28 protein-coding genes are annotated in these 26,617 nt (G+C 69.0%); 11 read left to right on the forward strand and 17 right to left on the reverse strand.

The genetic code is table 11. The features are described from left to right. Window positions 1-4 precede the first annotated feature (4 nt). The gene (locus tag SI859A1_RS15905) at window positions 5-697 is read right to left on the reverse strand and encodes a queuosine precursor transporter (protein ID WP_009210726.1); all 693 of its coding nucleotides are present in this window, start codon (window positions 695-697) and stop codon (window positions 5-7) included. Window positions 698-802: 105 nt separating this feature from the next. Further along, window positions 803-1,099, reverse strand: a complete 297-nt coding sequence (gene rpmB, locus SI859A1_RS15910; protein ID WP_009210727.1) for a 50S ribosomal protein L28 — start codon at window positions 1,097-1,099, stop codon at window positions 803-805. A 231-nt stretch (window positions 1,100-1,330) separates the two neighbouring features. Here rpmB and SI859A1_RS15915 point away from each other — a divergent pair, with 231 nt between their 5' ends. Both SI859A1_RS15915 and yddG read left to right on the forward strand, forming a co-directional pair. Beyond that, window positions 1,331-2,113, forward strand: a complete 783-nt coding sequence (locus SI859A1_RS15915) for a DUF3108 domain-containing protein (protein ID WP_040325907.1) — start codon at window positions 1,331-1,333, stop codon at window positions 2,111-2,113. 127 nt (window positions 2,114-2,240) lie between these two features. Then, window positions 2,241-3,125 carry an aromatic amino acid exporter YddG gene (yddG, locus tag SI859A1_RS15920; RefSeq protein ID WP_009210729.1) on the forward strand — a complete coding sequence of 295 codons (885 nt, stop codon included), beginning with the start codon at window positions 2,241-2,243 and terminating at the stop codon, window positions 3,123-3,125. Here the strand turns inward: yddG and SI859A1_RS15925 are convergent. Together SI859A1_RS15925 and gloB are read right to left on the reverse strand one after the other, a co-directional pair. Further along, a complete protein-coding gene (locus tag SI859A1_RS15925) occupies window positions 3,122-3,574 on the reverse strand; it encodes a cupin domain-containing protein (protein WP_009210730.1) in 453 nt (150 codons plus the stop codon). The genes yddG and SI859A1_RS15925 overlap by 4 nt on opposite strands. Further along, a complete protein-coding gene (gene gloB / locus SI859A1_RS15930; RefSeq protein ID WP_040325908.1) occupies window positions 3,574-4,344 on the reverse strand; it encodes a hydroxyacylglutathione hydrolase in 771 nt (256 codons plus the stop codon). Before gloB ends, SI859A1_RS15925 begins: the two co-directional genes overlap by 1 nt. Before the next feature lie 328 nt (window positions 4,345-4,672). Between gloB and SI859A1_RS15935 the strand changes: the two genes are divergently transcribed. After that, complete coding sequence (locus tag SI859A1_RS15935) at window positions 4,673-5,287, forward strand: class I SAM-dependent methyltransferase (protein ID WP_009210732.1); 615 nt, start codon at window positions 4,673-4,675, stop codon at window positions 5,285-5,287. Between the two features lie 19 nt (window positions 5,288-5,306). On the opposite strand, the gene SI859A1_RS15940 is transcribed toward SI859A1_RS15935, so the two are convergent. Genes SI859A1_RS15940 through metX form a run of 3 tightly spaced genes read right to left on the reverse strand, consistent with a single transcriptional unit; the run spans window position 5,307 to window position 7,860 of the window. After that, window positions 5,307-5,975 (reverse strand): YoaK family protein, encoded by a 669-nt coding sequence (locus SI859A1_RS15940; RefSeq protein WP_009210733.1) that lies wholly within the window; start codon window positions 5,973-5,975, stop codon window positions 5,307-5,309. 47 nt (window positions 5,976-6,022) lie between these two features. Continuing rightward, window positions 6,023-6,676, reverse strand: a complete 654-nt coding sequence (gene metW / locus SI859A1_RS15945; RefSeq protein WP_085931401.1) for a methionine biosynthesis protein MetW — start codon at window positions 6,674-6,676, stop codon at window positions 6,023-6,025. Between the two features lie 2 nt (window positions 6,677-6,678). Next, entirely contained in the window at window positions 6,679-7,860 is a 1,182-nt protein-coding gene (gene metX / locus SI859A1_RS15950) for a homoserine O-acetyltransferase MetX (RefSeq protein WP_009210735.1), read from the reverse strand. 244 nt (window positions 7,861-8,104) lie between these two features. Here metX and pheA point away from each other — a divergent pair, with 244 nt between their 5' ends. From pheA to SI859A1_RS15965, 3 genes are all read left to right on the forward strand, one after another. Next, complete coding sequence (gene pheA / locus SI859A1_RS15955; protein WP_009210736.1) at window positions 8,105-8,902, forward strand: chorismate mutase; 798 nt, start codon at window positions 8,105-8,107, stop codon at window positions 8,900-8,902. 163 nt (window positions 8,903-9,065) lie between these two features. Continuing rightward, window positions 9,066-10,163 (forward strand): histidinol-phosphate transaminase, encoded by a 1,098-nt coding sequence (gene hisC, locus SI859A1_RS15960; RefSeq protein ID WP_040325910.1) that lies wholly within the window; start codon window positions 9,066-9,068, stop codon window positions 10,161-10,163. Beyond that, entirely contained in the window at window positions 10,160-11,116 is a 957-nt protein-coding gene (locus tag SI859A1_RS15965) for a prephenate/arogenate dehydrogenase family protein (RefSeq protein WP_009210738.1), read from the forward strand. The genes hisC and SI859A1_RS15965 overlap by 4 nt, the downstream gene beginning before the upstream one ends. Here the strand turns inward: SI859A1_RS15965 and SI859A1_RS15970 are convergent, their stop codons facing one another. Continuing rightward, window positions 11,117-12,136 carry a DUF2125 domain-containing protein gene (locus SI859A1_RS15970; protein ID WP_009210739.1) on the reverse strand — a complete coding sequence of 340 codons (1,020 nt, stop codon included), beginning with the start codon at window positions 12,134-12,136 and terminating at the stop codon, window positions 11,117-11,119. Between SI859A1_RS15970 and SI859A1_RS15975 the strand changes: the two genes are divergently transcribed. Next, window positions 12,135-12,713, forward strand: coding sequence for a gamma-glutamylcyclotransferase (locus SI859A1_RS15975; protein WP_009210740.1), 579 nt, complete (start codon window positions 12,135-12,137; stop codon window positions 12,711-12,713). The genes SI859A1_RS15970 and SI859A1_RS15975 overlap by 2 nt on opposite strands. Window positions 12,714-12,729: 16 nt before the next feature. Here SI859A1_RS15975 and SI859A1_RS15980 read toward each other — a convergent pair whose 3' ends face one another. The 4 genes from SI859A1_RS15980 to ftsE form a co-directional block, all read right to left on the reverse strand. Beyond that, the gene (locus SI859A1_RS15980) at window positions 12,730-13,491 is read right to left on the reverse strand and encodes a lysophospholipid acyltransferase family protein (RefSeq protein ID WP_040325912.1); all 762 of its coding nucleotides are present in this window, start codon (window positions 13,489-13,491) and stop codon (window positions 12,730-12,732) included. 121 nt (window positions 13,492-13,612) lie between these two features. Beyond that, entirely contained in the window at window positions 13,613-14,347 is a 735-nt protein-coding gene (locus SI859A1_RS15985) for a YdcF family protein (RefSeq protein ID WP_009210742.1), read from the reverse strand. 88 nt (window positions 14,348-14,435) lie between these two features. Next, on the reverse strand, window positions 14,436-15,425 hold the full coding sequence (locus tag SI859A1_RS15990) for a cell division protein FtsX (protein WP_009210743.1): 990 nt from the start codon (window positions 15,423-15,425) through the stop codon (window positions 14,436-14,438). Then, on the reverse strand, window positions 15,418-16,077 hold the full coding sequence (gene ftsE, locus SI859A1_RS15995; protein WP_024349859.1) for a cell division ATP-binding protein FtsE: 660 nt from the start codon (window positions 16,075-16,077) through the stop codon (window positions 15,418-15,420). The genes SI859A1_RS15990 and ftsE overlap by 8 nt, the downstream gene beginning before the upstream one ends. Window positions 16,078-16,247: 170 nt before the next feature. Between ftsE and SI859A1_RS16000 the strand changes: the two genes are divergently transcribed. From SI859A1_RS16000 to SI859A1_RS16010, 3 genes are all read left to right on the forward strand, one after another. Beyond that, window positions 16,248-17,000: a hypothetical protein gene (locus SI859A1_RS16000; RefSeq protein WP_040325913.1), complete on the forward strand. Its 753-nt coding sequence runs from the start codon at window positions 16,248-16,250 to the stop codon at window positions 16,998-17,000. Then, window positions 16,997-17,533 carry a hypoxanthine phosphoribosyltransferase gene (hpt, locus tag SI859A1_RS16005; protein WP_009210746.1) on the forward strand — a complete coding sequence of 179 codons (537 nt, stop codon included), beginning with the start codon at window positions 16,997-16,999 and terminating at the stop codon, window positions 17,531-17,533. The genes SI859A1_RS16000 and hpt overlap by 4 nt, the downstream gene beginning before the upstream one ends. A 151-nt stretch (window positions 17,534-17,684) precedes the next feature. After that, a complete protein-coding gene (locus tag SI859A1_RS16010; RefSeq protein WP_009210747.1) occupies window positions 17,685-18,110 on the forward strand; it encodes a response regulator in 426 nt (141 codons plus the stop codon). 101 nt (window positions 18,111-18,211) lie between these two features. Here the strand turns inward: SI859A1_RS16010 and SI859A1_RS16015 are convergent, their stop codons facing one another. From SI859A1_RS16015 to argH, 4 genes are all read right to left on the reverse strand, one after another. Next, entirely contained in the window at window positions 18,212-20,800 is a 2,589-nt protein-coding gene (locus SI859A1_RS16015) for a TIGR02302 family protein (protein WP_009210748.1), read from the reverse strand. 94 nt (window positions 20,801-20,894) lie between these two features. Next, window positions 20,895-22,169 (reverse strand): diaminopimelate decarboxylase, encoded by a 1,275-nt coding sequence (gene lysA, locus SI859A1_RS16020; protein WP_009210749.1) that lies wholly within the window; start codon window positions 22,167-22,169, stop codon window positions 20,895-20,897. Window positions 22,170-22,208: 39 nt separating this feature from the next. Beyond that, window positions 22,209-22,511: a hypothetical protein gene (locus SI859A1_RS16025; RefSeq protein WP_040325914.1), complete on the reverse strand. Its 303-nt coding sequence runs from the start codon at window positions 22,509-22,511 to the stop codon at window positions 22,209-22,211. 88 nt (window positions 22,512-22,599) lie between these two features. Beyond that, window positions 22,600-24,021 (reverse strand): argininosuccinate lyase, encoded by a 1,422-nt coding sequence (gene argH, locus SI859A1_RS16030; RefSeq protein WP_040325915.1) that lies wholly within the window; start codon window positions 24,019-24,021, stop codon window positions 22,600-22,602. A 26-nt stretch (window positions 24,022-24,047) separates the two neighbouring features. Here argH and tlpA point away from each other — a divergent pair, with 26 nt between their 5' ends. Continuing rightward, window positions 24,048-24,719: a thiol:disulfide interchange protein TlpA gene (gene tlpA / locus SI859A1_RS16035; protein ID WP_009210751.1), complete on the forward strand. Its 672-nt coding sequence runs from the start codon at window positions 24,048-24,050 to the stop codon at window positions 24,717-24,719. Window positions 24,720-25,299: 580 nt separating this feature from the next. On the opposite strand, the gene SI859A1_RS16040 is transcribed toward tlpA, so the two are convergent. Then, the gene (locus SI859A1_RS16040; protein WP_009210752.1) at window positions 25,300-26,541 is read right to left on the reverse strand and encodes an MFS transporter; all 1,242 of its coding nucleotides are present in this window, start codon (window positions 26,539-26,541) and stop codon (window positions 25,300-25,302) included. Window positions 26,542-26,617: the final 76 nt, after the last annotated feature.

The following is a 26,617-nucleotide window of genomic DNA, read 5'->3' on the forward strand; positions in this document are numbered from 1 at the left end:
GGTGTCAGATGCCGGCGGCCGCCACCGACCGGGCCGGCATGAAGTGCTGCATGATGATCCGGTACGGCACCAGCGCGAACACCGCGATGAACAGCTTCACGGTGAAATCGCCGATCGCCCAGGACACCCAGCGCGGGGCCTCCACGGCCATCAGGCCGAGCAGCGGCGCGCTTTCCAGCGCGAAGCCGTCATTGGGGCCGAGGAACAGAAAGACCGGCGCGAACGCGACGGTGAAGAAGGTGATTGTGTCGACCACCGAGCCCGACAGCGAGGACGCCGCCGGCGCCCGCCACCAGCTCTCCTGGCGCAGGCGGTTGAACACCGCGATGTCGAGAAGCTGCGCGGCCAGGAACGCCCCGCCCGAGGCGACGGCGATGCGCAGCAGTCGCTCGGCGGCCGTCGCATATTCCAGGAAACCGAGATCGTAGAGCACCGGCGGCACGACGATCGAGCAGGCGACCGCGGCGGCAAAGCCGATATAGACCACGCGGCGGGCGATAGCCGGGCCATAGCGACGGTTGGTCAGGTCGGTGACGAGAAACGCGAAGGCGTAGGTGAAGGCGCCATAGGTCAGGATGTCGGCCAGCTGCAGCGAGCCGATCTGGGCGAAGACCGGGAACTGCACCGCGACGTTCGACGCGAGCACGATCGCCGTCATGGCGATGACGGGAAGCAGATAGATGCGCAGGAGTTGCATTTTTTTAACCTGGGTGATGGAACCAGTTTGTGCCGGGCGCCCGAAGGCGACCGGCCCGGATATGTCGGATGTCAGGAGCGCTCGCGCGCCCCGTTCAGCGCCTGATCAGGCGGCTGCCGTCTCGGCGATCTTCTTGGCGATCTGGCGCTTCAGCAGGCGGGCGCGCTGCGACAGCTCGGCCGCGTCGGCCTTGGCCAGGAACGCGTCGAGACCGCCGCGGTGCTCGACCGAACGCAGCGCATGCGCCGAGATGCGCAGGCGATAGCGCTGGCCCATCGCGTCGGAGATCAGCGTGACCTGGCACAGATTCGGCAGAAACTTGCGACGCGTCCTGTTGTTCGCGTGGCTGACATTGTTGCCGGACTGGACAGCCTTGCCAGTGAGTTCGCAGGCGCGTGACATCGGATCACCTTTCAGATTAACGTAACGCCCGACCGAGACGCGCCACCGCAACGGCGCGATCATCGACATCGGGTATGACCGGAAATTCGAACGGGTCTATAGTCCGGGCCGGACGATGCGTCAAGCCGCGAGACGCGGCGACGTGCCCGCCCGATCGCCACAAATTCGCACCGTTTGTCCCGTCTGCCCGGAAGCTGCCCGTTCCCCATCGCCGCGAGAGGCCTTCGCTCCATGATGTCCCGACCGATTCTCGCCATCACCGCCCTTGCGGCGACGCTCGCCGCAGGCCTCGTTCCGGTTCGGGCCGAGCAGACGGTCACGACGCGCTACGGCGTCTCGATCATCGGCCTGCCGGTCGGCAAGGCGAGCTTCGACACCACCATCGACGGCAGCCGATTCTCGGTGAAGGGCACCCTGTCCTCGGCCGGGCTCGGCAGCCTCGTCTCCAACACGCGCGGCACCAGCCGGGTCGCCGGCAAGGTGACCAGCCGCGGCTTTGCGGCCGAAAGCTACGGCCTCGACTATACCAGCGACGCCAAGCGCTGGTCGAGCGACGTCGCCTTCAGCGGCGGCCGCGTGACCTCCGCCAGGGTCGGCCCGAAGCGCGCCAAGGCCAAGCCCGACTATGTGCCGGTGCAGCGCGCCCAGCTGCGCTCGGTGGTCGACCCCTTGAGCGGGCTGATGATCAAGACCGGCGACGCCGCCTCGGTGTGCCGCCGGACCCTGCCGCTCTATGACGGCTGGTCGCGGCTCGACCTGAAGCTGTCGCCGGCCGGCACGCGCCGCTTCGACATGCCCGGCTTTTCCGGCAATGCCGCGGTCTGCAAGCTGCGGATCGACCCGGTCAGCGGCTACGACAGATCCTCCAAGGGGCTGAAGTTCCTGAAAGGCCAGACGCTGGAACTGTGGTTCGCGCCGATCGCCCGCGAGGACGTCTACGTTCCGGTCTATGCCCATATCCCCACCACGGTCGGCCCGCTGACCCTCTCGGCCCTGTCGGTCTCCGTCGATTGATACGTCCCTGGCGCGGCCCCGCCGCGCCTCGCCACTTCGTCTGGACCGCCGGCCAGATCCGCGCCCATGCCATTGACCCGCCACACACGGGGCGAGCATAGATCGCCGCGGCAAGCGGGAGCGGGACATGGGCACGACACTGGGTTTTGCGGCGGTCCTGATGTGGGCTGTCCTGGCGCTGCTGACGGCGCGCAGCGGCGCGGTCCCGCCGTTCCAGCTGGCGGCCATGACCTTCCCCATCGCCGCCGTCATCGGCGTCGTCGCCCTGAGGCTGCGCGGCGGCAGCCTCGCCGTCTTCTGGCAGCGGCCGGCCGTATGGCTCCTCGGCGTCGGCGGCCTGTTCGGCTACCACGCGCTGTACTTCGCCGCCCTGCGCAACGCGCCGGCGGCCCAAGCCGGCCTGATCGCCTATCTCTGGCCGCTGCTGATCGTGCTCGGATCGGCCGCTCTGCCCGGCGAACGCCTGCGCTGGTTCCACATCGTCGGCGCCCTCTGCGGCCTTGCCGGCGCAGCATTGATCGTCACCGGCGGCGGGGCGCTGGCTTTCTCTCCCGACTATGCGCTCGGCTACGGCCTTGCCGGGCTCTGCGCCCTTACATGGTCCAGCTACTCGCTCCTGTCGCGGCGCTTCGGCGACGTGCCGAGCGACGTGGTCACCGGCTTCTGCGCCGTCACGGCGGTGCTGTCGCTCCTCGCCCATCTGGCCTTCGAGACCACGGTCTGGCCGCAGACCGGCGGCGAGTGGATCGCGGTGCTGCTGCTCGGCCTGCTGCCGGTCGGCGGCGCCTTCTATGTCTGGGACTACGGGGTCAAGCACGGCGACATCCAGGTGATCGGCGCGGCGAGCTATGCCGCGCCGCTCCTGTCGACGCTGGTGCTGATCGCGGCGGGCGAGGCGGCGCTGTCGGGCACCATCGTCGTCTCGGCGATCCTGATCACGCTGGGGGCCTGTCTTGCCGCGCTGCCGCTGTTCCGGCGGCTGCTACGGCGCGGCAAAGCGGTGGCGCGCTAGTTTCCGGAGGGCTTGCGCGGCGTCGGCCGCCAGTTCTCCGGGGCCATCTCGAAGGACGCGAAGTCGAAGCCCGGCGCCACGGTGCAGCCGACGAGGGTGTATTCTCCGAGGCTCGTCGCGGTCTGCCAGCAGCCGGCCGGCACGACGAATTGCGGCCGCTCGCCGGCCTCGACATCAGGACCCAGCCGGTGCGCCGAGGCGTCGTGGCCGTTCTGCGAGATGGTGATCACCAGCGGCGCGCCGCCATACCAGTGCCAGACCTCGGCGGCGTCGGTCACCCGGTGCCATTCCGAGGTCTCGCCGGCTTCCAGCAGGTAGTAGATCGCGGTGGAGGCGGCGCGACCGCCCTCCCCTTTGGCCTCGTCGCGGAAGGTCTCGCGATACCAGCCGCCCTCGGGATGCGGCTTCAGGTCGAGCGTGCGGACGAGGTGCAGCGCTTTCAGGCTCATCAGTAACCATCCCGCTTCTTGCGGATGGCCGCGAAGACCTCCGCCGGTTGTGCGTCTTCCATGCCCATGGCCGCCTTCAGCTCCGGGTCGTCGGCCCGCAGGAACGGATTGGTCTTCTTCTCGCGTCCGAGCGACACCGGCAGCGTCGGCTTGCCCTCGACCCGCAGATGCTCGACCTCCTTCACCCGCTCCTGCAGCGCCAGGTTCTGCGGATCGATGTCGATGGCGCAGCGGGCGTTGGTGGCGGTGTATTCGTGGCCGCAATAGAGCATCGTATCGTCCGGCAGGGCGCGCAGCCGCTGCAGCGAATCCCACATCATCGCGGCATCGCCCTCGAACAGGCGGCCGCAGCCGAGCGAGAACAGCGCGTCGGCGGCAAACAGCGCCTTGGCGTCGGGCATGTAGTAGGAGACCTCGCCCAGCGTGTGGCCCGGCGTGTCGATCGCCTCGACGCGGATGCCGCCGACATCGAGCGTGTCCCCGCCCGACGCGGTCCGGTCGATGCCGGGAATGCGGTCGCGCTCCTTGGCCGGGCCGATGATCTCGACCTGGAAGCGCGCCTTCAGCGCCTCGTTCGCCTCGACATGGTCGCCGTGATGATGGGTCGTCAGGATGTGGGTCAGCGTCCAGCCGGTCGCCTCCAGCGCATCGAGGATCGGCTGTTCCTCCGGCGCGTCGATGGCGATCGTGGTGCCGGTGTCCTTGTCGTGCACCAGCACGCCGAAATTGTCGCTCCGGCAGCCGAACTGGCGGATCTCGATCGAAGCCATAAGCACTCGTCCCCCTCTGATTGATGCTGCCCTGCGAGTTAGGGCAGCATGGCGCGATGTCAGCCGCCATCGGCGCTCGCCCCCGCGCCGATCGCGCGACGGGAGTTTCGAGCCAGCTTGCAATCGTTCTATGTAAGGATCGCGGGATCGCTGGCGGGACCGACGCCGAACCGGAGAGCACACACTGACGACCAATGCCGACATCGTCGACCTGCGCGACTTCTACGCCTCGCCCCTGGGCGCGGCGGCCGCGCGGGCCGTCTCGCTGGCGCTGACGCCGCTGTGGCGGCCGATCTCGCAGGAGCGGCTGGTCGGCCTCGGCTATGCGGTGCCCTATATCGACCGCTTCGCCGCCGACGCCGAGCGGGCGCTGGCCTTCATGCCGGGCGCCCAGGGCGGGCAGGTCTGGCCGGCCGGCGCCGCGTCGCTGACCGCGCTGATCGGCATCGAGGACCTGCCGCTGGGCGACGCCTCGGTCGACCGCATCCTCATCGTCCATGCGCTGGAATTCGCCGAAAGCCCGGAGACGATGCTGGCCGAGGCCTGGCGGGTGCTGGCGCCGGGCGGGCGCATCGTCATCGTCGCCCCCCACCGCCGCGGCATCTGGGCGCGCTTCGAGCATACGCCTTTCGGCTCGGGCCGGCCGTGGTCGCGCGGCCAGCTGACCCGCCTGTTGCGCGCCACCATGTTCACGCCCACCGCCTGGTCGCAGGCGCTGCTCTTCCCGCCCTTCCGGCGGCGGTCCATGCTCGGATTCGCCACGCCGCTGGAGCGGGTCGGCCGCGATCTGTGGCCGGTCTTTGCCGGCGCGGTGATCATCGAGGCGACCAAGCAGCTCTACCGCGGCGTGCCGGTGACCTCGATGGCGCGCGAACGCCGCCGGGCGATCAAGCCGGTGCTGGTGCCGGCCGGGGCGGGCGCGGGCGCCCGACTGTTCCGCTAGCCGCCACGCCGGCGATGCCTCAGCCGGCCGGCCGGATCATGTCGCGCAGCGGCTCCGCCGGTCCCATGCGATGGGCAAGCCAGGCGAGGAAGGCCGCGACGAGCACGGCGGGGACGAGGCTGACCGCCTCGAAGGCGCCATGCGCCAAGGCGCCGAGGGTGGCGCCCGCCAGAAGGCCGGTCCACAGCAGGATATACGGCACCCAGCCGAAGCGTTTGCCGCCGAGGCAGGCATTGGCGATGTGCTGGCCCAGCTTGACCAGCGTGCCGGTCATGTAGCTGACGCCGATGCTAACCTCGCCATTGCGCTGGAAGACGCAGTTCACCGTGCCCATCGCCGCCGCCAGCGTCAGCGACGCGTAAGGCCGCCCGACGGTCGCGTCGAGGCCGGCGGCCACCGCCAGGAGCACCGCCACCTGGATCAGCACGGCGGCCTTGCGGGCGGTTCCTGCCCTGTGCGCCGTCAGGGAGCCGGCGACCACGCCGCCGACAAAGGCCGCGACGATCGCCAGCGCCAGCCCGGCAATGCCGGAGAGCTCCGCGACCCCCACCGCCAGCCGGGTCGAATTGCCGCTCATGAAGGAGACGAACAGCCCGCCGAGCTTCAGGAAGCCGATCGCGTCGACATAGCCGGCGAGCGCCGCAAGGCAGGCGGCCAGGAACCAGCGGCGCGAATCGTAACGGGTCATGCGCCTGCCTGCCCCCGCCTCACCATCGACCGGCCCCCATCCTCACCCTAGCGCTTCAGGACGAACACCGCCTGCTGGCCGAACAGGTTCCAGAACGCCCAGGGCAGCTGCATGCCGATGCGCTGGCCGGTGGAGTTCAGCGCCATGGCCGTCTCCACCGTCGCGCCGACCTCCTCGGCGAGGGCGACGAAGTCGCGGATGGTGCAGAAATGGATGTTGGAGGTGTCGTACCAGGCCTGATGCAGATTGCGGGTCACCGGCATGCGGCCGCGCAGCGCCACCCAGTAGCGGATCGACCAGTGGCCGAAATTCGGGAAGGACACGATCGCCCGGTTGCCGATGCGCAGGAGCTCCGACAGCACCAGCTTGGGATTGCGCGTCGCCTGGATGGTCTGGGACAGGATGACATAGTCGAAGGCGTCGTCCGGATAATGGACGAGATCGCGGTCGGCGTCGCCCTGGATCACCGACAGGCCGCGCGCGACGCATTCGTTGACGCCGGGCTGGCTCAGCTCCATGCCGCGGCCGTCGACCTGCCGGCGCTGCTCCAGGAGCGCCAGCAGCGCGCCGTCGCCGCAGCCGATGTCGAGCACCCGGCTGCCCGGCGTGACGAGGTCGGCGATGATCTCCAGGTCGACGCGCGTCGCCGCGTCCTTGGACACGCTTTCGCTGGTCGGCAGGGGTGCGTCGGCAAGCGCCATGGTCAAAGTCCCCGCGCCGTTGCGGCCGACGACACGAAGCCGTCGATGGCCGCGAAGAATTCCGGCTCGTCCAGGAGGAAGGCGTCGTGGCCGCGGTCGGTGTCGATCTCGACGAAGGAGACCGAGGCGGCGGCGGCGTTCAGGGCATGCACCACGGCGCGATTCTCCTCGGTCGGAAACAGCCAGTCGGACGAGAAGGAGACCATGCAGAACCTTGTCTTCGACCCGCGGAAGGCGTTGGCCAGCCGGCCGTCATAGTCCCCGGCGATGTCGAAATAATCCATGGCGCGGGTCATGTAGAGATAGGAATTGGCGTCGAAGCGGTCGACGAAGGTCATGCCCTGGTGGCGCAGATAGCTCTCGATCTGGAAATCGGCGTCGAAGCCGAATCCGAGCTGGTCGCGGTCCTGCAGGTTGCGGCCGAATTTCCGCTGCAGGGCCATCTCCGACAGATAGGTGACATGGGCGGTCATGCGCGCCACCGCGAGCCCCTTGTGGGGCCGCTTGCCGAACTCGAAATAGCGCCCGCCCTGCCAGTCCGGATCGGCCATCACCGCCTGCCGGCCGACCTCGTGGAAGGCGATGTTCTGCGAGGAATGGCGGGCGCCGGTGGCGATCGGCAGCGCGGCGAAGACCCGCTCGGGATAGCTCACCGTCCATTGCAGCACCTGCATGCCGCCCATCGAGCCGCCGATGACGGCGAACAGCGTGTCGATGCCCAGCCGCTTCACCAGCATCGCCTGCGCCCGCACCATGTCGCGAATGGTGATCACCGGCAGGCCGAGGCCGTAGGGCTTGCCCGTCGCCGGGTCGATCGAGGCCGGGCCGGTCGAGCCCATGCAGCCGCCGATCACGTTGGAGCAGATGACGAAGTATTTCGACGTGTCGATCGGCTTGCCCTCGCCGATGATCGAGGACCACCAGCCGGGCTTGCCGGTCACCGGCGAGCGGCTGGCCGGATAATGGTCGCCGGTCAAGGCGTGGCAGACGAGGATGGCGTTCGACTTGTCGGCGTTCAGCGTGCCGTAGGTGTTGTAGGCGATCTGGAAGGGCGACAGGTCGCGGCCGGCGTCCAGATGCAGCGGCTCGTCGGGGCCGAAACGGGCGACCGGGCTCGAGGGTTCGTTGGCCTCGCGGCTGCCGAGGGAATAGTCGAGCTGTTCGCGGGAAGGTTCGGCGCTCATGGGTCTTACCGGCTGCTTGATCGCTGGCGCGAAAGGGCGGGCTGTCCGGCACGTCTCGTGGTGCCGGCGCGTCGTTCGCTGCCACAGATACGCACTGGGAGGCGTCGCGGCAATCGCGGCGACGCGGCAGCCATGCTCTCGGGCCGGTTGCCGGATCACTTTGCCAAGTGCGCGGCGGCCCGATACAAGCCGGCAGATCGTGAAGTATGGCGCGCGAGGGGCGCCGGAGGGGAGTGCCAGACAGATGAACGGACCCGCCAAGGCCGACCCGTCGCGGCTTGCCGAACTGAGAGCCAAGATCGACGCCATCGACGAGTCCGTGCACCGGCTTCTGATGCAGCGTGCCACCGTCATCGACGAGCTGATCGAGGTGAAGGGCACGGCCCGCAACGGCGCCGCCTTCCGGCCCGGCCGCGAGGCCGAGATGATGCGCCGGCTGGCCGGCCGTCACCAGGGCCATCTGCCGCTGACCGCCATCGAGCATCTGTGGCGCGAGATCATCTCCACCTTCACCGCCCTGCAGGCGCCGTTCGCCGTGCATGTCGCCGACGAGGGCGATGTGGTCGCGGCGGTCGAGACGGCGCGCTTCTATTTCGGCTTCTCCGTGCCGATGACCATCGACGGCTCCAGCCAGGACGTGATCGCGGCGATCGAGGACGGCGGCGACCGCCTCGGCATCGTGCCGATCGGCACGGCCGGCCGGCCCTGGTGGCAGGGCTTCCGCTCGGCGCAGATCGTCGCACGACTGCCCTTCTTCGACGCGCCGGGCCGCCCCGCCGGCACGCCCTGCCTCGTCGTCGCACCGCCGCTGGCCGATCCGGTCCAGCCGGAAGTCGCCTGCTACTGCGTCGACGGACTGACCGGCATGGCGACGCCGGGCGACGGGGTGACGGTGATCGCCGAGGCGCCCTACGGCGCCGACCGCTTCAGCGCGCTGGTCGCCACCACCGGCGGCGAGGACGCGGTGAAGGCGGCGATGGGCGACGGTCTCGACATCCGGCCGGTCGGGGGCTATGCGGCTCCTTTCCGGCTGCCATCCTGACGACCATCGCGCCCACGCGCCCGGGCCGCCCGGGACGGCCGGACCGATCCCCGGATCGCGGCGCCTCCTGACGGGGCGTCCTCCGGGTCGTTGAATTGACGCGTCGGGCCCGCCGGAGCTGATCCGGCGCCAGGGCCGACGCCGCAGCGAAAGAGTGCGGACGATGAGACCCGTTCCGACCAAGGGCGTCCTCGACATCGAGGCCTATGTCCCCGGCAAGAGCAAGGCGCCGGCCGGCGTGACGCTGCACAAGCTGTCGTCGAACGAGACGCCGCTCGGACCGCCGCCGGCGGCGCGCGAGGCGGCCGCGGCCGCGCTGACGCAGCTCGAGGTCTATCCCGACGGCCAGTCCTCCGCCCTCAAGGACGCCATCGCCGAGGTCCACGGCCTCGACGGTCGCCATATCCTGTGCGGCAACGGTTCGGACGAACTGCTCGGGCTTCTGTGCCAGTGCTATCTGGCGCCCGGCGACGAGGCGATCCACACTGAGCACGGATTCCTGGTCTACCGCATCCAGATCCTGGCGCGCGGCGCGACGCCGGTCGCGGTGAAGGAGACCGACGCCACCGCCGATGTCGACGCGATCCTCGCCGCCGTCACGGGGAAGACGAAGCTGGTCTTCCTCGCCAATCCGAACAATCCGACCGGAACCTATCTGCCCTTCGACGAAGTGCGGCGGCTGCATGCCGGTCTGCCCGGCCACGTCATCCTCGTCCTCGACGCCGCCTATGCCGAATATGTCCGGCGCAACGATTACGGCGCCGGCATCGAACTGGTGTCGTCCTCCGAGAACGTCGTGATGACCCGCACCTTCTCCAAGATCTACGGCCTCGCGGGCCTCAGGATCGGCTGGATGTACGGGCCGGAAGCGATCGTCGATGCGCTCGACCGGGTGCGCGGGCCGTTCAACCTCAACGCTGCGGCCATCGCCGCCGGCGCCGCGGCGATCCGCGAGCGCGCCTTCATCGAGAGCGCCATCGACCACAACACACGCTGGCTGGAATGGACCACCGGTGCGCTGGAAGGTCTCGGTCTCACCGTGACGCCGAGCGTCGGCAATTTCGTCCTCGTCCACTTCCCCGACGCGCCCGGCCGCACCGCCGCCGACGCCGACGCCTTCCTGACGTCGAAGGGCTTCATCCTGCGCCGGGTCGCCGGCTACGGCTTTCCCAATGCGCTGCGCATGACCATCGGCACCGAAGAGGCCAATCGCGGCGCGGTCGCCGCCCTCGCCGATTTCCTCGGCCGGGGGCAGCCATGAGCGAGCCGCTGTTTCAGCGCGTCGCGCTGATCGGGATCGGCCTGATCGGCTCGTCGCTGGCGCACAACATCCGCGCCCGCAAGCTGGCCGGCCATGTCGCCATCACCACCCGCCGCGCCGCGACGCTGGCGCGGGCCGAGGCACTGGGGCTGGGCGACAGTTACCATCTCGACGCCTCGGACGCGGTCCGGGACGCCGATCTCGTCATCCTGTGCGTGCCCGTCGGCTCCTGCGGCGCGGTCACCAAGGAGATCGCCGGCGCGCTGAGGCCCGGCGCCATCGTCAGCGATGTCGGCTCGGTGAAGGGCGCCATCGTCCAGCAGATGCAGCCACATCTGCCGAGCCATGTGCATTTCGTCCCGGCCCATCCGATCGCCGGCACCGAGCAGTCGGGACCGGATGCCGGCTTCCTCGAACTGTTCGACAATCGCTGGTGCATCCTGACACCGGTCGAGGGCACCGACGAAGCCGCCGTCGCGAAGCTGCGCGCCTTCTGGGAGGCCTGCGGCTCGGACGTCGAGATCATGACGCCGGAGCATCACGACCTGGTGCTGGCGATCGTCAGCCACGTGCCGCATCTGATCGCCTACAACATCGTCGGCACCGCCGCCGATCTGGAGACGGTGACCCAGTCGGAAGTGGTGAAGTTCTCGGCCTCGGGCTTTCGCGACTTCACCCGTATCGCCGCCTCCGACCCGACCATGTGGCGCGACGTCTTCCTGACCAATCGCGACGCGGTGCTGGAGATGCTGGCGCGGTTTTCCGAGGATCTCGCCTCCCTGCAGCGGGCGATCCGCTGGGGCGACGGCGAGACCCTGTTCGACCTGTTCACTCGCACCCGGGCGATCCGGCGCGGCGTCATCGAGGCCGGGCAGGATACCGCCAAGCCCGATTTCGGCCGCGACCACTCCCCGGCCCCCTCGGCGCCGCCCACCCAGACGCCAGAAGACTGATCAGCGCAGCGGCGGGATCCGGCCGAGCGGAACGACGCCTGCGGCGACATTGCCGTTGCGCACATTGAGGCCGATAACGCTGCGGCCGTTCTCGCTGCGTCCGGCAAAGGACAGCGCCGTGGCGATGGTCTGGGCCGGCGACGCCAGCTCCGGCGCGGCCGCCGCGACCAGCGCCGCGATGCGCGCGGGGTCCTGGACGGCGAGCTCGAAATCGCCGCTCAAGAGGCCATCGACGCCCACCGAGAACTCGCCCGACAGCGCCATTTCGGCGTCGCCGAAATCGATCGACAGCATCCGCAGCGCGCCCTCGCGGCCCGCCATGAGCTCACCCAGGGTCTCCCCGGCGGCCCGCCCGCCGAGCCAGTCCGCCGCGCCGCGGATGGTCAGGTCGAGACCGGCCGTCGCCGGCGGCACCTCTGAGAGTTGTGGCGCCAGGCTGCGGGTGTCGCGGCTCGACAGGGCGACGTCGAGATCGCCGTCGCGGCGCCGCAGATGCGCCTCGACCCGCGCGGCCTCGGCCAGCGGCAGGCGGTCGGCGGCCGGCTGGGTCAGCGCCACCACCGGCGCCTCGATCGTCAGCGCGGCCCGGTCCAGCCCCTCGGTCCAGAAGGACGCGCTCGCCTGCGCCAGTTGCCAGCGCAGCTCCAGCGGCGGCGCGTCCGCCGTGTCGACGATCAACGGCGCGTCCAGCTCGGCGACGACGCGGTTCGGCTGATAGATCTGGGCGGCGGTACGCAGCGCGCCGGACGTCGCGCGCACGCCGTCGCGCGGCGCGTCCAGCGTCACCGCGTCGCAGCGCAGGCCGAGGCGGAACGGATAGCCGAAGACCGCCTGGTTGGCGCAGTCGATCGCCGTGCCGCGCGCCCGTGCATCCTCGATCACCCGGGCGACACGCGTATCGAGCTGGTTCGCCAGATAGTACCAGGCGCCCGACAGGCCCGCCGCCAGAAGCACGACGATCGCGATGATCCAGAGATAGGCGCGACCGGCTTTCCCGGGTCCGCCGCTTGACGTCGCCATGGCGTTATCCTTTGAGGGCCCGACCGATATCGCGGACGGGCGGGGCATTTCGAGGGCAATGGACGATTTGTGGGTATTTGGCTACGGCTCGCTGATCTGGCGGCCGGGCTTCGACTTCACCGAACGCCTGCAGGCGCGGCTCGGCGGCTATCACCGGGCCCTGTGCGTGCGCTCCCACGTCCATCGCGGCACGCCGGAAAAGCCGGGGCTGGTCTTCGGCCTCGACCGGGGCGGCTCCTGCGTTGGCATGGCGTTCCGCGTGCCGGCCGCCGAGCGGGAACCCACCATTGCCTATCTGCGCGAGCGCGAATTGGTCACCCATGTCTATCGCGAGATGACCCTGCCGGTCCGCCTGACCGACGGCCGCAGCGTGCGGGCCCTGACCTATGTGGTCGATCGCGGCCACAGCCAGTATGCCGGCCGCGTCACGGTGGAGCATGCGGCCACGGTGGTGCAGCGCTCGCACGGCCAGTCCGGTGCCAATGTCGACTATGTGACGAGCGCCCTCGACCACATCCACGAGATGGGCTTGCGGGATTCCTGGCTCGAACAGGTGGTCGCGCACCTCCACCGCTAGTCCCGCCACACGCGCCTCAGACGTCGCGCGAGCCCTGCGACGCCGGCAGATGGCCGTCGCTGGCATAGGCCTCGGCCATCAAATCGGCGGAGCGCGTCTCGATGGAATCGCGCAGATGCGACAGGAAGTCGGCGCGGTTCAGCCCCGGTTCGATGATTGGCAGATAGTCGGCACGGATCGTGCCCGGACGCCGCAGGAAGGCGTGGCGCGGCCAGTAGAGGCCGGAATTCAGCGCCACCGGCACGACCGGCACGCCGACATCCTCGTATAGCCGGAACACGCCCTGGCGGTAGTCGGCGATGGCGCCGGGCGCGGTGCGCGTGCCCTCAGGAAAAATGACGATCTGCCGGCCCTCGGCGACGGCCTTGCGGGCGCCCTCGATCATCGAGGCGACGGCGCCGCCGCGCTTGGCCCGGTCGACGGGGATCATCCCCATGCTGGCGGCCAGCCAGCCGAACAGCGGAATGCGCATCAGCTCCTTCTTCAGGATGAAGGTCGGCCGGTCGAGATCGGGAATGATGGCGAAGACGTCCCAGAAGGACTGGTGCTTGGCGGCGATGATCGACGGGCCCGCCGGCACATGCTCGATGCCGGTGATCTTCGAGCGCACGCCGCCGACATGCTCGAGCAGCCAGACGCTGGAGCGCGCCCAGTTCTTGACGACCCACCAGCCCGTCGCCTCCGGGCCGAAGAGCATCAGCGGCCCGAGCACGATCATCTGGACGATCAGATTGGCGTAGAACAGCACGTTGAAGGCGTGCGAACGGACGAAGATCATGGCTGGAAGCGCCTCCGGCATGGGTCGGCGCGGCAGGGACGGACAGGATGGCAGGCCGGCGACGTGCCGACGCCATACGACGTCGGGCGGCGAGAATCGAGGGGCTGAGCGGCGGCCGGCCTCAGGGATCGAGACCGGCGAGTTCGGTGGCGACGCTGTCGGTCTGGGCGACGCCGAAGACCAGCCGCACCCGTGCGGCGATCAGCTTGGCATATTCGGTCAAAAGCACGCGCAGGCCCGCGGTGTTGGGCATCAGTTCGGCCGACCAGAGGTCGTCGCGGCGCACGGCATAGGGCGTGACGGAGCGCAATTCGCCGATGCGGTCGAACTCGCGCAGCGACCGCGGCATGTGATAGTCGCTGGTCACCAGGATGAGGTCGCGGAAACCCTGCTCGCGCGCCCAGTTGCGGGCGATCTCGGCATTGCCGACCGTGTTCAGCGCGGCATAGTCGAGATCGACGCAGCAGGCGAAGAGGTCGCGGTCGGTGTCGGTCATGCGGGCCAGCGTCGCGGCGCTGGTGCCCGGATTGACGCCGCTGATCAAGAGCCGCCGGCCGCGCCCCTCCTTCAGCAGGTCGATCGCCTGGTCGATGCGCAGCGCGCCGCCGGTCAGAACGACGATGCCGTCCGCCGCGCCGATCGGTGCGGGCTTGGCCAGGAGGCTCACCTCCTCGGCAAAGCGCACGAAGCCCCCGGCCAGATAGCCGCCCAGAAGCACGCCGACGAGGACCGCCGCAAGGCACAGCCGTCGCACGCCCCTCGGCATCCAGCGATGCGACCGGCGCACCGGTTTGTCGCCGGGCGCGTCGCGGCCGGGGCCGGAAGAATGGGGGTGGGCCGATGACGCTAGGATCATCGGATCATGTTCCTCTCGGAATGCGACATCGCTTTGTCCGTGTCCTCGTCCTGAGACGCAGTCTTTCCAGTCCAGGGTTAACCGGAGCTTACCGCTCGACCGGCGAGATCATGTCGATCTCCGCGAGATGACGGACCACAGTAAGGCGAGACGTAAACGCCGTCAGCCCCCCCACGGTTGCAACGAGGGCGACGACGCCGACATAGCCGATCCAGCCGATCGAGAAGGACCCGAACAGGGCGCTGATCTGGTCGGCCTCGGGCGTCGCGGTGTTGCTCGCCGTCCAGAACCCCATCATCGCGAAGAGGACCAGCGCCGTCGCGCCGCCGATCACCGCGCCGACGAGGCCGAGCCGCAGGAAGTGGCGCTCGAACTCGCGGGCGATGAAGGCCGAGCGGGCGCCGACGAAATGCAGCACCTCAATGATGTGGCGGTTGCCCGACATCGCCCCGCGGGTCGCGAAGACGACGGTCAGCGTCGTCGCCACCAGCACCAGCGTCAGGACGCCGACGCCGACCAGCACTGTCGCCCGCGCCATGGTCACCAGCCGCGACACCCAGGCGCGGTGATCGTCGAGCTCGGAGGCCGGCACCTCGCTCTGCAGCCGCGCCACGAGGGCGACGAAGTCGGGCGGCGAATCCTGGTCGATGGAGATGATCACCAGCCGCGGCACCGGCAAATCGTCGAGATTGAGCCCGTCGCCGAGCCAGGGCTCCAGCAGCCGGCCGGTGGCCGCGTCGTCGAGAATGGTCGCGCCGGTGACCCCTTGCGTCGTCAGCGCGATGCGCCGCACGTCGGCCAGCGCCGCGGCCATGTCGACGCCGTCGTCGGGCAGCACCTGCACGGTGATCTCGCGGGAGATGTCGTTCTGCCACTGGGACGCCGTGTCCGAGACCAGCGTCACCGCGCCGACGGTCAGGCTCGCCAGGAAGGTCATGATGGCGATGACCGTCATCAGGGCGCGGCCTGCGACATTGGCGCGCGGCACGATCGGCGCCGGCTTGTCCTCGCCGGTCGGGCCGACGAGCCGCAGCACATATTCGCGCAGGTCGATCCAGTGGTCGGCGAGATCAATCATAGATGTCGAGGCGTCCGTCCGAGAGGACCAGGCGGCGCGCGGCCACCTGCTCCATCAGGTCGAGATCGTGGGTGGCGATGACCACCGCGGTGCCGGTGCGGTTGAGCTCCATGAACAGGCGCAGCAGCCGGCGGGCGAGCGGCGGGTCGACATTGCCGGTGGGCTCGTCGGCCAAAAGGATGTCCGGCTGGTCGATCAGCGCCCGGGCGATGGCGGCGCGCTGCTTCTCGCCGCCCGACAGCACCACCGGCGAGGCATGCAGGCGTTCGCCCAGCCCGACCCATTTGATCAGGTCGATCACGTCCTGCCTGTAAGAAGCCTCCTCGCGGCCGCGTACCCGCAGCGGCAGCGCGACGTTCTCGTAGGTCGACAGATGCTCGAGCAGGCGGAAATCCTGGAAGACGACGCCGATGCGCCGGCGGATCGACGGCAGGTCGGTGCGCGACAGGGTCGAGGCGTCACGCCCCAGGACCGTGATCAGGCCGCGGGTCGGCTTCAGCGCCAGGAACAGCATGCGCAGGAGGCTGGTCTTGCCGGCGCCCGACGGGCCGGTCAGGAACTGGAAGGACTGGCGCTTCACCTCGAAGGACAGATCGCGCAGCACCTCCGGCCCCATGTCGTATCGAAGCCCGACATTCTCGAACCGAATCACTGCACAAAGCCCCTGTCTTGTCGCCCTCGATCGTCCAGATGCACCGGACTTGTGGTGAATGTTGGCCGTCCTAACCGGCGAGCGCCGCGACGGCCACCCCGACGCCGGATTCACGGTTTGTTAAGCATAAATCCTTACCGATTGCTGAACGCCGAAGCACAGAGGATGCGATGACCGACTTTCGCACCAACGCTGACACGCGCCGGGCTCCCCGCCGCGCCATCATCATCGACGGCGAGGCCGAGATCGTCGGCCGCCAGGCGCTGCCGCGCCATGCCTCGACGCTCCGCCAGATCGCCCACGAGCCGGCCGGTACCGAACCGATGCCCGCACCAAGCGGGCGGCCCTTCGGACGCCGCGCGACCGGCCATGGCCATGGCGGCTTTCCCGACGCCGCCGCCGAGGAGCGCGACCTGCTGCGCCAGGCGTTCCTGCTGTCGCGCCATGCCTCGCGGCCCGCACAGGACGCCCCGGCCCGCTCGTCGCTTGCCGCGCGCGCCCGGCGGCTCAGCCCCGGCCGTGCCGTCCTCGTCGTCGGCGGCTTCCTGGTCGGCCTCCTCGCCGCGCCGGTCCTCCTTCTGTCGATGCCCGATTCGCCGGTCGCCGCTCCCTATGCGGTCACCAGCGCCTCGGGCCTCGTCCTGCGCCATGTCGATGCCAGCGTCGTGCCGCGCGGCAGCGGCGCCGTCCTGTCGGTCGCCGGCGTGATCGCCAACGACACCGCCGGTCCGCTGACCGTTCCCACGCTCCGCATCGCGCTGACCGATGCCGGCGGCATCACCCGCAGCAAGCCGTTGAACGCGCAGATTTCCGCCCTGCCGGCCGGACAATCGGTGCGATTCCTCTCGGCACTGGCGGTCGCGGATGATACAGCGGGCGACATCAGCGTCGAATTCGAAGACACAGGAGCGGCTGACCGGTGATTACCGTCCGCGGCAAACAGATCGAGCCGCTCTACAGCGTCGAGGAGATCGCGAAGACCGTCGACCGGGTCGCCGGCGAGATCGCGGCCGTGCCGGCCAAGGACCTTCTGGTCATCTCGGTGCTGAAGGGCTCCTTCGTCTTCGCCGCCGACCTGATCCGCGCCCTGCACCATGCCGGGCTCGCGCCCGAGGTCGAGTTCATCTCCCTGTCGAGCTACGGCGCCGGCACCGAACCCGGCGAGATCCGCGTCCTGCGCGACGTGGAGAGCGAGGTCGCCGGCCGCACGGTGCTGCTCATCGACGACATTCTGGAATCGGGCCGCACGGTGAAATTCGCCCGCGACCTGATGCTGTCGCGCGGCGCCGCCGAGGTGCCGATCGCCGTCCTGCTCGACAAGCCGATGCGCCGCAAGGCGGATATCGAGGCCGATTATGTCGGCTTTTCCTGTCCCGACCAGTTCGTCGTCGGCTACGGCATGGATGTCGGCCACGCTTTTCGCGAACTGCCTTTCGTCGGCCGCGTCGTCGACTGACGGCGCCTACCATCGCCTGCCGGACGACCGCCAGAGCGGCCGCCGCCATCTGGCTGCGACGATCGAAAGCCTCGACATGCAAGCTTTGCGCAAGGATTGTGCCTTAGAAGCGCAATTTGGTGTTGCGTAGGCAGACGATGGGAGACCCCTCTTGGCGAGGATTCTGATCGCGGAAGACGACGCCGGTGTCCGCCTCCTGGTTTCGCGGGCGCTCGGGCTGGAAGGTCACGAGGTGACCGTCGCCGAAGACGGCGAAATGGCGCTGGACGTTCTGGTCGAACGGGACGGCGCCTTCGACTTCGTCCTGTCCGACATCCGCATGCCCTGCCTCACCGGCATCGAGCTCGCCCACGAGATCGCCGCCTCCTGGCCGCATCTGCCGGTGCTCCTGATGACCGGCTATGCCGAGCAGATGGAAGCGGCCGAGGATCTGACCGCGATCATCGAGGGCGTGGTGGAAAAGCCGTTCTCGATCGCCGAACTGCGCCGCGAGGTCGCCCGCATCCTGGCTGAACGCGCACAGCAGGGCGACACCGCCGACGCCCCCGCCGCACCGCATATCCGCCGCTGCGCCTGACGCCGCGAATACAGCCGGCCTCTATACCTGACATGCGATGGAAGATACCGCCGCGGCGCTGAGGCGTCGCAGCGGCGATGTCGTCCGACGGCTGATCGGCCTTACGGCGTATCGAGCAGCCGCTCCAGATAGTCCCGTTCCATCTGCGGCGACAGCGCGTCGCCGAGCCGGTTGCGGATGGCGTCCAGGATCTCGCGGGCCCGTTCGGTGTCGATCTCGTCCGGCACGCCGACATCCTGCCCGAAATCGGGACCCTGGGTCTGGCGCTGGCGGCCCAGCGGATCGCGGCCGGAGCGCTGCTGGGCGCCGTTGAAGCCCTGCCCCATCTGGCCGCCCTGTCCCTGCATGCCCGGCTGGCCCTGCCCCTGCTGCATGGCCTCCTGCATCTGCTGCATCATGTCCTGCGCGCCGCGGCGCATGGCTTCCATGGCGCGGCCCTGCTGGCCGACCGCCTCGCCGTCCTCGCCCTCGCCCAGCGCGCCCTCGGCCTTGCCCATCGCCTCGCCGGCCTCGCCGAAGCCTTCCGACGGCTCCATGCCCATGCCCTGCATCTGCTCCTGCAGCGCCTGCAGCTCTTGCTGAAGCTGGCCCTGCTGCTCCTGCAGCTGCTTCATCATCTCGCGCAGCTGTTCGGCCGTGAGCGGCTCGCCCTGTTCGCCCTGCTGGCCCTGCTGCCCCTGCTGCTGCTCGCGCTCGATCTGGCGGCGGCCGAGGTCGAAGGTCTCGTCCATCAGCTGCTGCTGGCGCTGCAGCAATTCGCCCATCTTGTTCATCTGCTGCTGCATGGCGTTCTGTTCGCCATTCTGCGGCTGGCCGGGGCGCATGGCCTGCAGATTGTCCATCATCTGCTGCAGTTCGGAGAGAAGCTGCTGGGCCGCTTCCTTGGAGCCGGACTTCGCCAGATCCTCGATGCGGTCCATCATGCGCTGCAGATCCTGCGGCCGCAGCTCCTGCATGTCGCCGGCCTGCATCTGGTCCTGGTTCATCGGTGGCTGGTTGCGCATCGCCTCGGCCAGCGCCTGCATGTATTCCTGCATGGCCTCGCGCAGTTCCTGCATCAGCTGGTCGATCTCGGCATCCGACGCACCGTTCTCCAGCGCCTCGGAGAGCTGCTCGCGGGCATCGCGCAGCCGCCGTTCGGCCAGTGACAGATTGCCGTCCTCGATGCCCAGCGCGATCTCCCACATGAAGTCCACCGCCGAGACCAATGCCGCGTCGTCATAGGCGGTAGCGATGCGGGTGCGCACGGCCTTCAGCGCCAGATAGGTCGCCGGGCTCTCGATGAATTCGTCGCCGCGCAGGGTCACCGCGTCAAGCATCTGCACGACGCGGGCCGTGCTGTCGGCGTCCAGCGCCAGGATGCGCCGCTGCTCGACCACGGCGCGGGCCAGCGGGTTGGAGAAGCGCCGCTCGGGCAACGTCAAAGTCAGCGCCTCGGAGCGGCCCTCCTGCCCGGCGTCGTCCACCGCGACGAGGGTCATCGCCACCTCGGCGCCGGCATAGGGGCTCTCGGTCAGGTCGGCGCTGGTGCGGCCCTCGGCCGTGCCCTTGGTGCGCCGCGGCAGCGCCAGCCGGATCTCCGGCGGCGCGATCAGCGGCCGCGCATCCGCCGACACGATGTCGTCGGTGACGTCGATCGCGGCATTGGCCTGCCGCACGCCGTAATCGTCGGTGACCTTGTAGGTGAGCTGCAGCGCACCGTTGCGCGCCACGCCCGGCTCGCCCTCGAAGGCAATCTCGGGGTCGAGATCGGGCGTCACGTCGAAGCGCCAGCGGCCGAGGGTGGTGAAGGTGGTGGTCAGCGCCGCCTCGCCCGGCATGTCGAGGGCATAGGCATATTCGCGCGGGCCGGCCGGGGCATCGGCATCGGAATCGCCAGCCTCGTTGGCGTCAGCAACCTCGCCTTCGTCATCGGCGACCGGCGCGATGGCGATCGGCTCGGCGCCGGCCGGGGTGAAGCTGAGCTCGGCGTTGGAGCCGTCGGAAATCCGCACCTCCAGCTCGCTGCCCTCGGGCACGGTGACGGGCGCGTCCGAGGCGACGACATCGGTCAGGAAGATCGGCGCGCGGCCGGTATAGGCCGGCGGCGTCACCCAGGCGTCGACCCGCGCCGAGGCGACGCTGTCGGCCGCGTCCGGCGCCAGCGCATCGACGACGCGGCCGCCGCCCGGACCGAAGGAAAAGGCGAAGGCGGTGACCAGCAGCAGCGCCACCAGCGCGCGCAGGCCATAGGGGTCGATCCGCTCGGTTCGGGTGGCCGGCGCACCGCCGCTGAGATCGCGCAGCCGCTCGGCCATGCGGCGCTGATGGGCGCGCCACAGCGCGGCGGCAAACGGATCGGCGCCGACGGCGCGCTGGTCCTGCGCCTGCAGCGGCTGGTGGGCCAGCCGGCTCGCCGCTTCGACGCGCGCATCCACTGCGGCCGCGCTCGGCAGCCGCAGGCCGCGGTTGCGCCACAGCGCCGCAAGACCGAGCCCGGCGAGAATCGCGATCACCGCGACGCGGGCGAGGAAGGGCAGGGTTGCGAACAGGCCGAACCAGGCGAGGATCAGGAACACCGCGACGAGGCAGGCGAGCGCCAGCACCAGCGGCCAGGCGCGCTCGATCAGGAGCGCCGCCCAGGCCATGCGCCGCGTCGCCGCGACACGCCCGGACGCGGTCCAGTCGCTCTGCCGCTCGTGTCGCGCCATGGGGCCAGCCTCGTTCGTCGCAAGTTTCAGCGAGCGTAACAGTTTTTACGGCGAAGACGAGGCGGGTGACGCAGCTGTGAAGCGGCCAAAAGCCTCAGTCGTCGCCGCCCAGCCAGGGGGGCAGACGGTCCAGCGCGATCATCTCGTCGATGGTCTGGCGCGGCCGGATGGCGTGGAAGGCGTCGCCCTTGACCAGCACCTCGGCGATCAGCGGCCGGGAATTGTAGGTGCCCGACTGCACCGCCCCGTAGGCGCCGGCCGAGGACAGATAGACGAGGTCGCCGGCCTTCACCGCCGGGATGTCGCGGGCGCGGGCGAAGTAGTCGCCGCTCTCGCAGACCGGGCCGACCACGTCGGCGACGAGGCGCGGCGCGTCCGGATCGTCGATCACCGGATGGATGTCGTGCCAGGCATCGTAGAGCGTCGGGCGGATCAGATCGTTCATGCCGGCATCGACGATGACGAAGGTCTTGCCCTCGGCTTCCTTCACATAGACCACCCGGGTGACCAGGATGCCGGCATTGGCGGCGATCAGCCGGCCGGGCTCGAACACCACCTTGCAGTCGAGGTCGCGGACATGGCGCTTGACGATCTCGGCATAGGCCGGCGGGGCCGGCGGCGGGGTGTTGGTGCGGCTGTAGGGCACGCCGAGGCCGCCGCCGAGATCGACATGGGCGATGTCGTGGCCGGCGCCGCGCAGCCGCCGCACGAGGCCCGCCAACCGCTCGAAGGCCTGGTCGAAGGGCTCCAGCTCGACGATCTGGCTGCCGATATGCATGTCGATGCCCGACACCGCGATGCCCGGCAGCGACCGCGCCCGGTCGTACACCGCCTCGGCCCGCTCATAGGCGATGCCGAACTTGTCGGACTTCTTGCCGGTGGAGATCTTTGCGTGGGTGCGCGCGTCGACGTCGGGATTGATGCGGAACGAGACATGCGCCGTGCGTCCGGCCGCCACGGCCCGGGCGGCGATCATCTCGAGCTCCGGCTCCGATTCGATGTTGAAGCAGAAGATGCCCGAGGCCAGCGCCAGGTCGATCTCCGGCACGCTCTTGCCGACGCCCGAGAACATGATCTTTTCGGCCGGGATGCCGGCGCGCAGCGCCCGCAGCAATTCGCCGCCCGATACCACGTCGGCGCCGGCGCCGAGTGCCGCCAGCGTCTTCAGCACCGCCTGGTTGGAATTCGCCTTCATGGCGTAGCAGACCAGCGCGTCGATATCGGCGAAGGCCTCGGCGAACACCGTGTAGTGGCGCGTCAGCGTCGCGGTCGAGTAGCAGTAGAAGGGCGTGCCCACGTCATGGGCGATCGTTTCGACGGAAACGTCCTCGGCATGCAGGACGCCGTCGCGGATTTCGAAATGGTTCATGGCAGGTCAGACGGCACTCGGAAGAGGGGCGGGAACGGCTCAGTTCAGCAGCGGATCGAGGATGAAGCCGCTGCTGGTGGCGCCCTTGTTGCGGCTCACCTCGGCCGGTCCGATGGCGGTGTCGTCCTGGATGCGCGAGACGCGCAGCGCGCCCGAGGCCGAGCCTGCCGTGCCGAAGCCGCTGCTGGCGTTGTTGGCGGCGACCGCGTCGGCGCCGGCCGATGCCCCGGTCTGCCCGGAGGACGGCGCCACCGGATTGTTCTTGATGCCGCAGCCCGCCAGCATCGCCGCAGCGGCGACAAGCAGCAGCGGCAGATAGGTCCGGCTCGATCGAATGGTCATGTCGTCACCCCTCGCCGCGTCCCGGCGTCAGCTTCCCCGTCAGCGGTCATAGCGATTTCCCGGCGGAAAATCACCACCGCCGCGATCGTCATCGCGCGTCGGTCGCCATCCGCTCGCGCCAATAGGCGACCTGCGCCCGCACATTGGCCGGCGCGGTGCCGCCGAAGCTGGTGCGGCTGTTGACCGAGGCGTCGACGCCGAGCACCGAGAACACCGCCTCGCCGATCCGCGCATCCAGCTCCCGCAGGCTGTCCAGCGGCAGCTCCTCCAGCCCGACGCCGCGCGCTTCGGCCAGCGCCACCGCCCGGCCGGTGACGTGATGGGCCTCGCGGAACGGCATGCCGAGTTCGCGCACCAGCCAGTCGGCCAGGTCCGTCGCGGTGGAGAAGCCGTGGCCGGCCGCCTTGCGCATCGCCTCGGTCTGGATGGTCATGTCGCGCACCATGCCGGTGGCAGCAGCCAGCGCCAGGGCCAGCGAATCGATGGCGTCGAAGACCTGTTCCTTGTCTTCCTGCATGTCCTTCGAATAGCTGAGCGGCAGGCCCTTCATGACGGTCAGCAGCGAGATCAGCGCGCCGTTGATGCGGCCCGGCTTGGCGCGCACCAGTTCGGCGGCGTCCGGGTTCTTCTTCTGCGGCATGATCGACGAGCCGGTGGAGAAGGCGTCGGACAGGCGCACGAAGCCGAATTGCGGCGTCGACCAGATGACGATCTCCTCCGCCAGCCGCGACAGATGCGTGCCGCAGATCGCCGCCACCGACAGGAATTCCAGCGCGAAATCGCGGTCGGACACCGAATCCAGCGAATTGCGGGTCGGCTCGCGAAAACCGAGAGCCTTCGCCGTCATGTGGCGGTCGATGTCGAAGCCGGTGCCGGCCAGCGCCGCGGCGCCCAGCGGGCATTCGTCCAGCCGGTTCACCGCGTCGCGGCAGCGCGACAGGTCGCGGGCCGCCATCTCCACATAGGCGAGGCAGTGGTGGCCGAAGGTCACCGGCTGGGCGACCTGCAGATGGGTGAAGCCCGGCATCACCGTGTCGGCGTGGTCCTCGGCCTTGGCGAGCAGCGCCTCGATGAAGCCGGTGAGCGCCCGGTCGAGGGAGAAGAACGCGGTCTTGACGTGCAGCCGGAAATCCAGCGCCACCTGGTCGTTGCGCGAGCGCGCCGTATGCAGGCGCCCGGCGGCGGGGCCGATCAGCTCGGCCAGCCGCGCCTCGATGTTCATGTGAATGTCCTCGCGCTCTCGCGAGAAATTGAACCGGCCGGCCTGTATCTCGCCGCGGATCTCCTCCAGACCCGCCGTGATACTCTCTGCGTCATCCGCCGTGATGATGCCCTGTTGCGCCAGCATGGCGGCATGGGCTTTCGAACCGGCGATATCCTCTTCATAAAGCCGGCGATCGAAATCGATCGACGCGTTGATTTCTTCCATGATCGCGTCGGGACCCGAGGCGAAGCGTCCGCCCCACATCGCGTTGGCGGCACCGGGGACGTTGTCGGGATTCTGGCTCATGGACACTCGAAAGGGCTCTTGACGACATGTCCGAAGCAAAACGATCGACTTCGAACGGGCGGCGGCTCGGTCTCATCGCCGCGGTCGCGCTGGTCTGCGGCATCGCGGCGGGTGGTGCCGTCCTATACGTGAGCGAGAGCGGGTCTGGCAACGAAACCGCCAGCGCCTGCCCGGCCGATGCCGCGATCACCGCGGCGGTGGATGCCGAGGCGCGCGGCGAGGTCGCCGCGGTGCAGGCGCTGGAAACGCCCTTCGACGTCTCGGCCATCGCCTTTTCGGACGGCGACGGCCAGCCCGTCACCCTCGCCGACTTCTCCGGCAAGACGCTTCTGGTCAATCTGTGGGCCACCTGGTGCGTGCCGTGCCGCCAGGAGATGCCGGCGCTGGACGAGCTGGAGCGCCAGGAAGGCGGCGACGATTTCGCCGTGGTGCCGATCAATGTCGACATGGGCGATATCGAGAAGCCGAAGACTTTCTACGCCGAGACCGATCTCACCGCCCTGCCCTTCTATCGCGACGAGACCATGGGCGTGTTCAACGATCTGAAGCGCGCCGGCGTCGCCTTCGGCCTGCCGATCTCCCTCGTCGTCGGCCCCGACGGTTGCGCCCGCGCCGCGATCAACGGCCCGGCCGAATGGGCCAGCCCCGACGCCATCCGCCTGATCGAGGCGGTGAAGGCGAGCGGGACGTCGGCCTGATCGGCAAGCAGGCCGTCAAGGACTGACAGACTTGGACAACTCGCCAACCTTTCGATCGAACTGCAAATCCGAATCGGGTGCGGCGCAACATGGCTAGCGAATCGTGCGAGTCGGGCGTATGAGAAGATGTTGTTGCATCTGACGCAACAGCAGGTTGGGCTGGGAGGAACCACCGAACCTAAGTGAAAACAGATACTTACGTGAACACTCCGAGGCTATCCTCAGAGTGCCCTTCCGTGCGTCTTGCCTCGCTGAACAGTTTAGTTCAGATCATTGGTCGACGGAATTGGAAAAGCCCTCGAACCGCCAAGTACGAGGGCTTCCAATTTACCCGCACGATTTGAGGTCGGGCGCGGGCGCATAGGTATATGCAGGCTCTTTCTGAGTCATATCGATTGCAGCGTCAAGCCCGATCTCGCTCTAGAGCGAAAGGCTCGACACATGGCCCACTACTACAACAAGCCGTCTTACCGTCTTACCTTTGAAGACGCGATCCAGATCCATCTGATGCTGCTGGACGGTTGGTTCAACAACCGGATTGCCGCGCATTTCGATGTGAACCCCGGCCGCGTCTGCGACGTCAAATACGGTCGCCTTCACGACGGTAGCTACGCCGAAGCAATGCGAATCCGATCGGCAGCAGCCTAATCGTCTTTCCGGGCGGCCTCCGTGTGGCCGCCCGGTCCAGCCGGACGGCGGTGAGCGCCACCGCCAGGGCCGCCAGCGGGAACAGCGCAGCGGTCCAGGTGACGTAGCCGAGGCCCGGACCGGAATCGATCACCAGGCCACCGGCAAAGGCGCCCACGGCATTGCCGAGATTGAAGGCGGCGATGTTGAAGGACGAGGCGAGGCTTTCGCCGGCGCCGTCCGCCTTGGACAACACCCACATCTGCAGCGGCGGCACGGTGGCAAAGGCCGCCGCCCCCAGGAGCGTCACGGCGACGAGCGCGGTCACCGTGCCCTGCAGCGCCGGCCCCATCAGAACGAGCACCACGAAGAGCGCGATGAGACTGCCGATCATCGCGGGCACCAGTGCCCTGTCGGCCAGACGACCGCCGAGCAGGTTGCCGGCCACCAGCCCGCCGCCGAACAGCAGCAGGATCGGCGAGATCGCGGCCTCGCCGAAACCGGTGATGCCGGTCAGGAGCGGCGCGATATAGGTGAAGACCGCGAAGACGCCGGCATAGCCGAGCACCGTCGTCAGCAGGCCGAGCAGAACCGGCCGGCGGCCGAGCGCCTTGAGGTCGGCGCGCCAGTCGTCGGCGGCCTCCGGCCTGCCGTCCCGGGGCACGGCCCAGGCGATGACGACCGTGGCGAGAATGCCGACGATCGCCACTGCCCAGAAGGTCGCGCGCCAGCCGGCCGCTTGCCCGAGCCAGGTGCCCAGCGGTACGCCGAGGATGTTGGCGACGGTCAGGCCGGTGAACATCAGCGCAATGGCCGAGGCGCGCTTGTCGGCGGGCACCAGCTTCGTGGCGACGACCGAGCCGACGCCGAAGAAGGTGCCGTGGGCGAAGGCGGTCAGCACCCGTGCGGCCATCAGCAGCCCATAGGTGGGCGCCAGCGCACAGGCGACATTGCCGGCGATGAAGATCGCCATCAATGCCAGAAGCACGGTCTTGCGCGGCCAGCGGCTGGTCAGGATGGTCAGGAGCGGCGCGCCGACGACAACGCCGATGGCGTAGCCGGAGATCAAAAAGCCGGCGGCGCTGGTCGAGACGCCGAGATCGGCGCCGACATCCAAGAGCAGGCCCATGATGACGAATTCGGTGACCCCGATACCGAAGGCACCGGCGGTCAACGCATAGAGAGCAAGAGGCATGACGAAATCCCTGATGATGAACAGGGCCGTCAGATGACAGCTTGTGCTTTGATGAAGTAGACTGCCGCCAGGAACA

Origin of the sequence: Aurantimonas manganoxydans SI85-9A1, assembly GCF_000153465.1 — a bacterium.
GTDB classification, from domain to species: Bacteria; Pseudomonadota; Alphaproteobacteria; order Rhizobiales; family Rhizobiaceae; genus Aurantimonas; species Aurantimonas manganoxydans.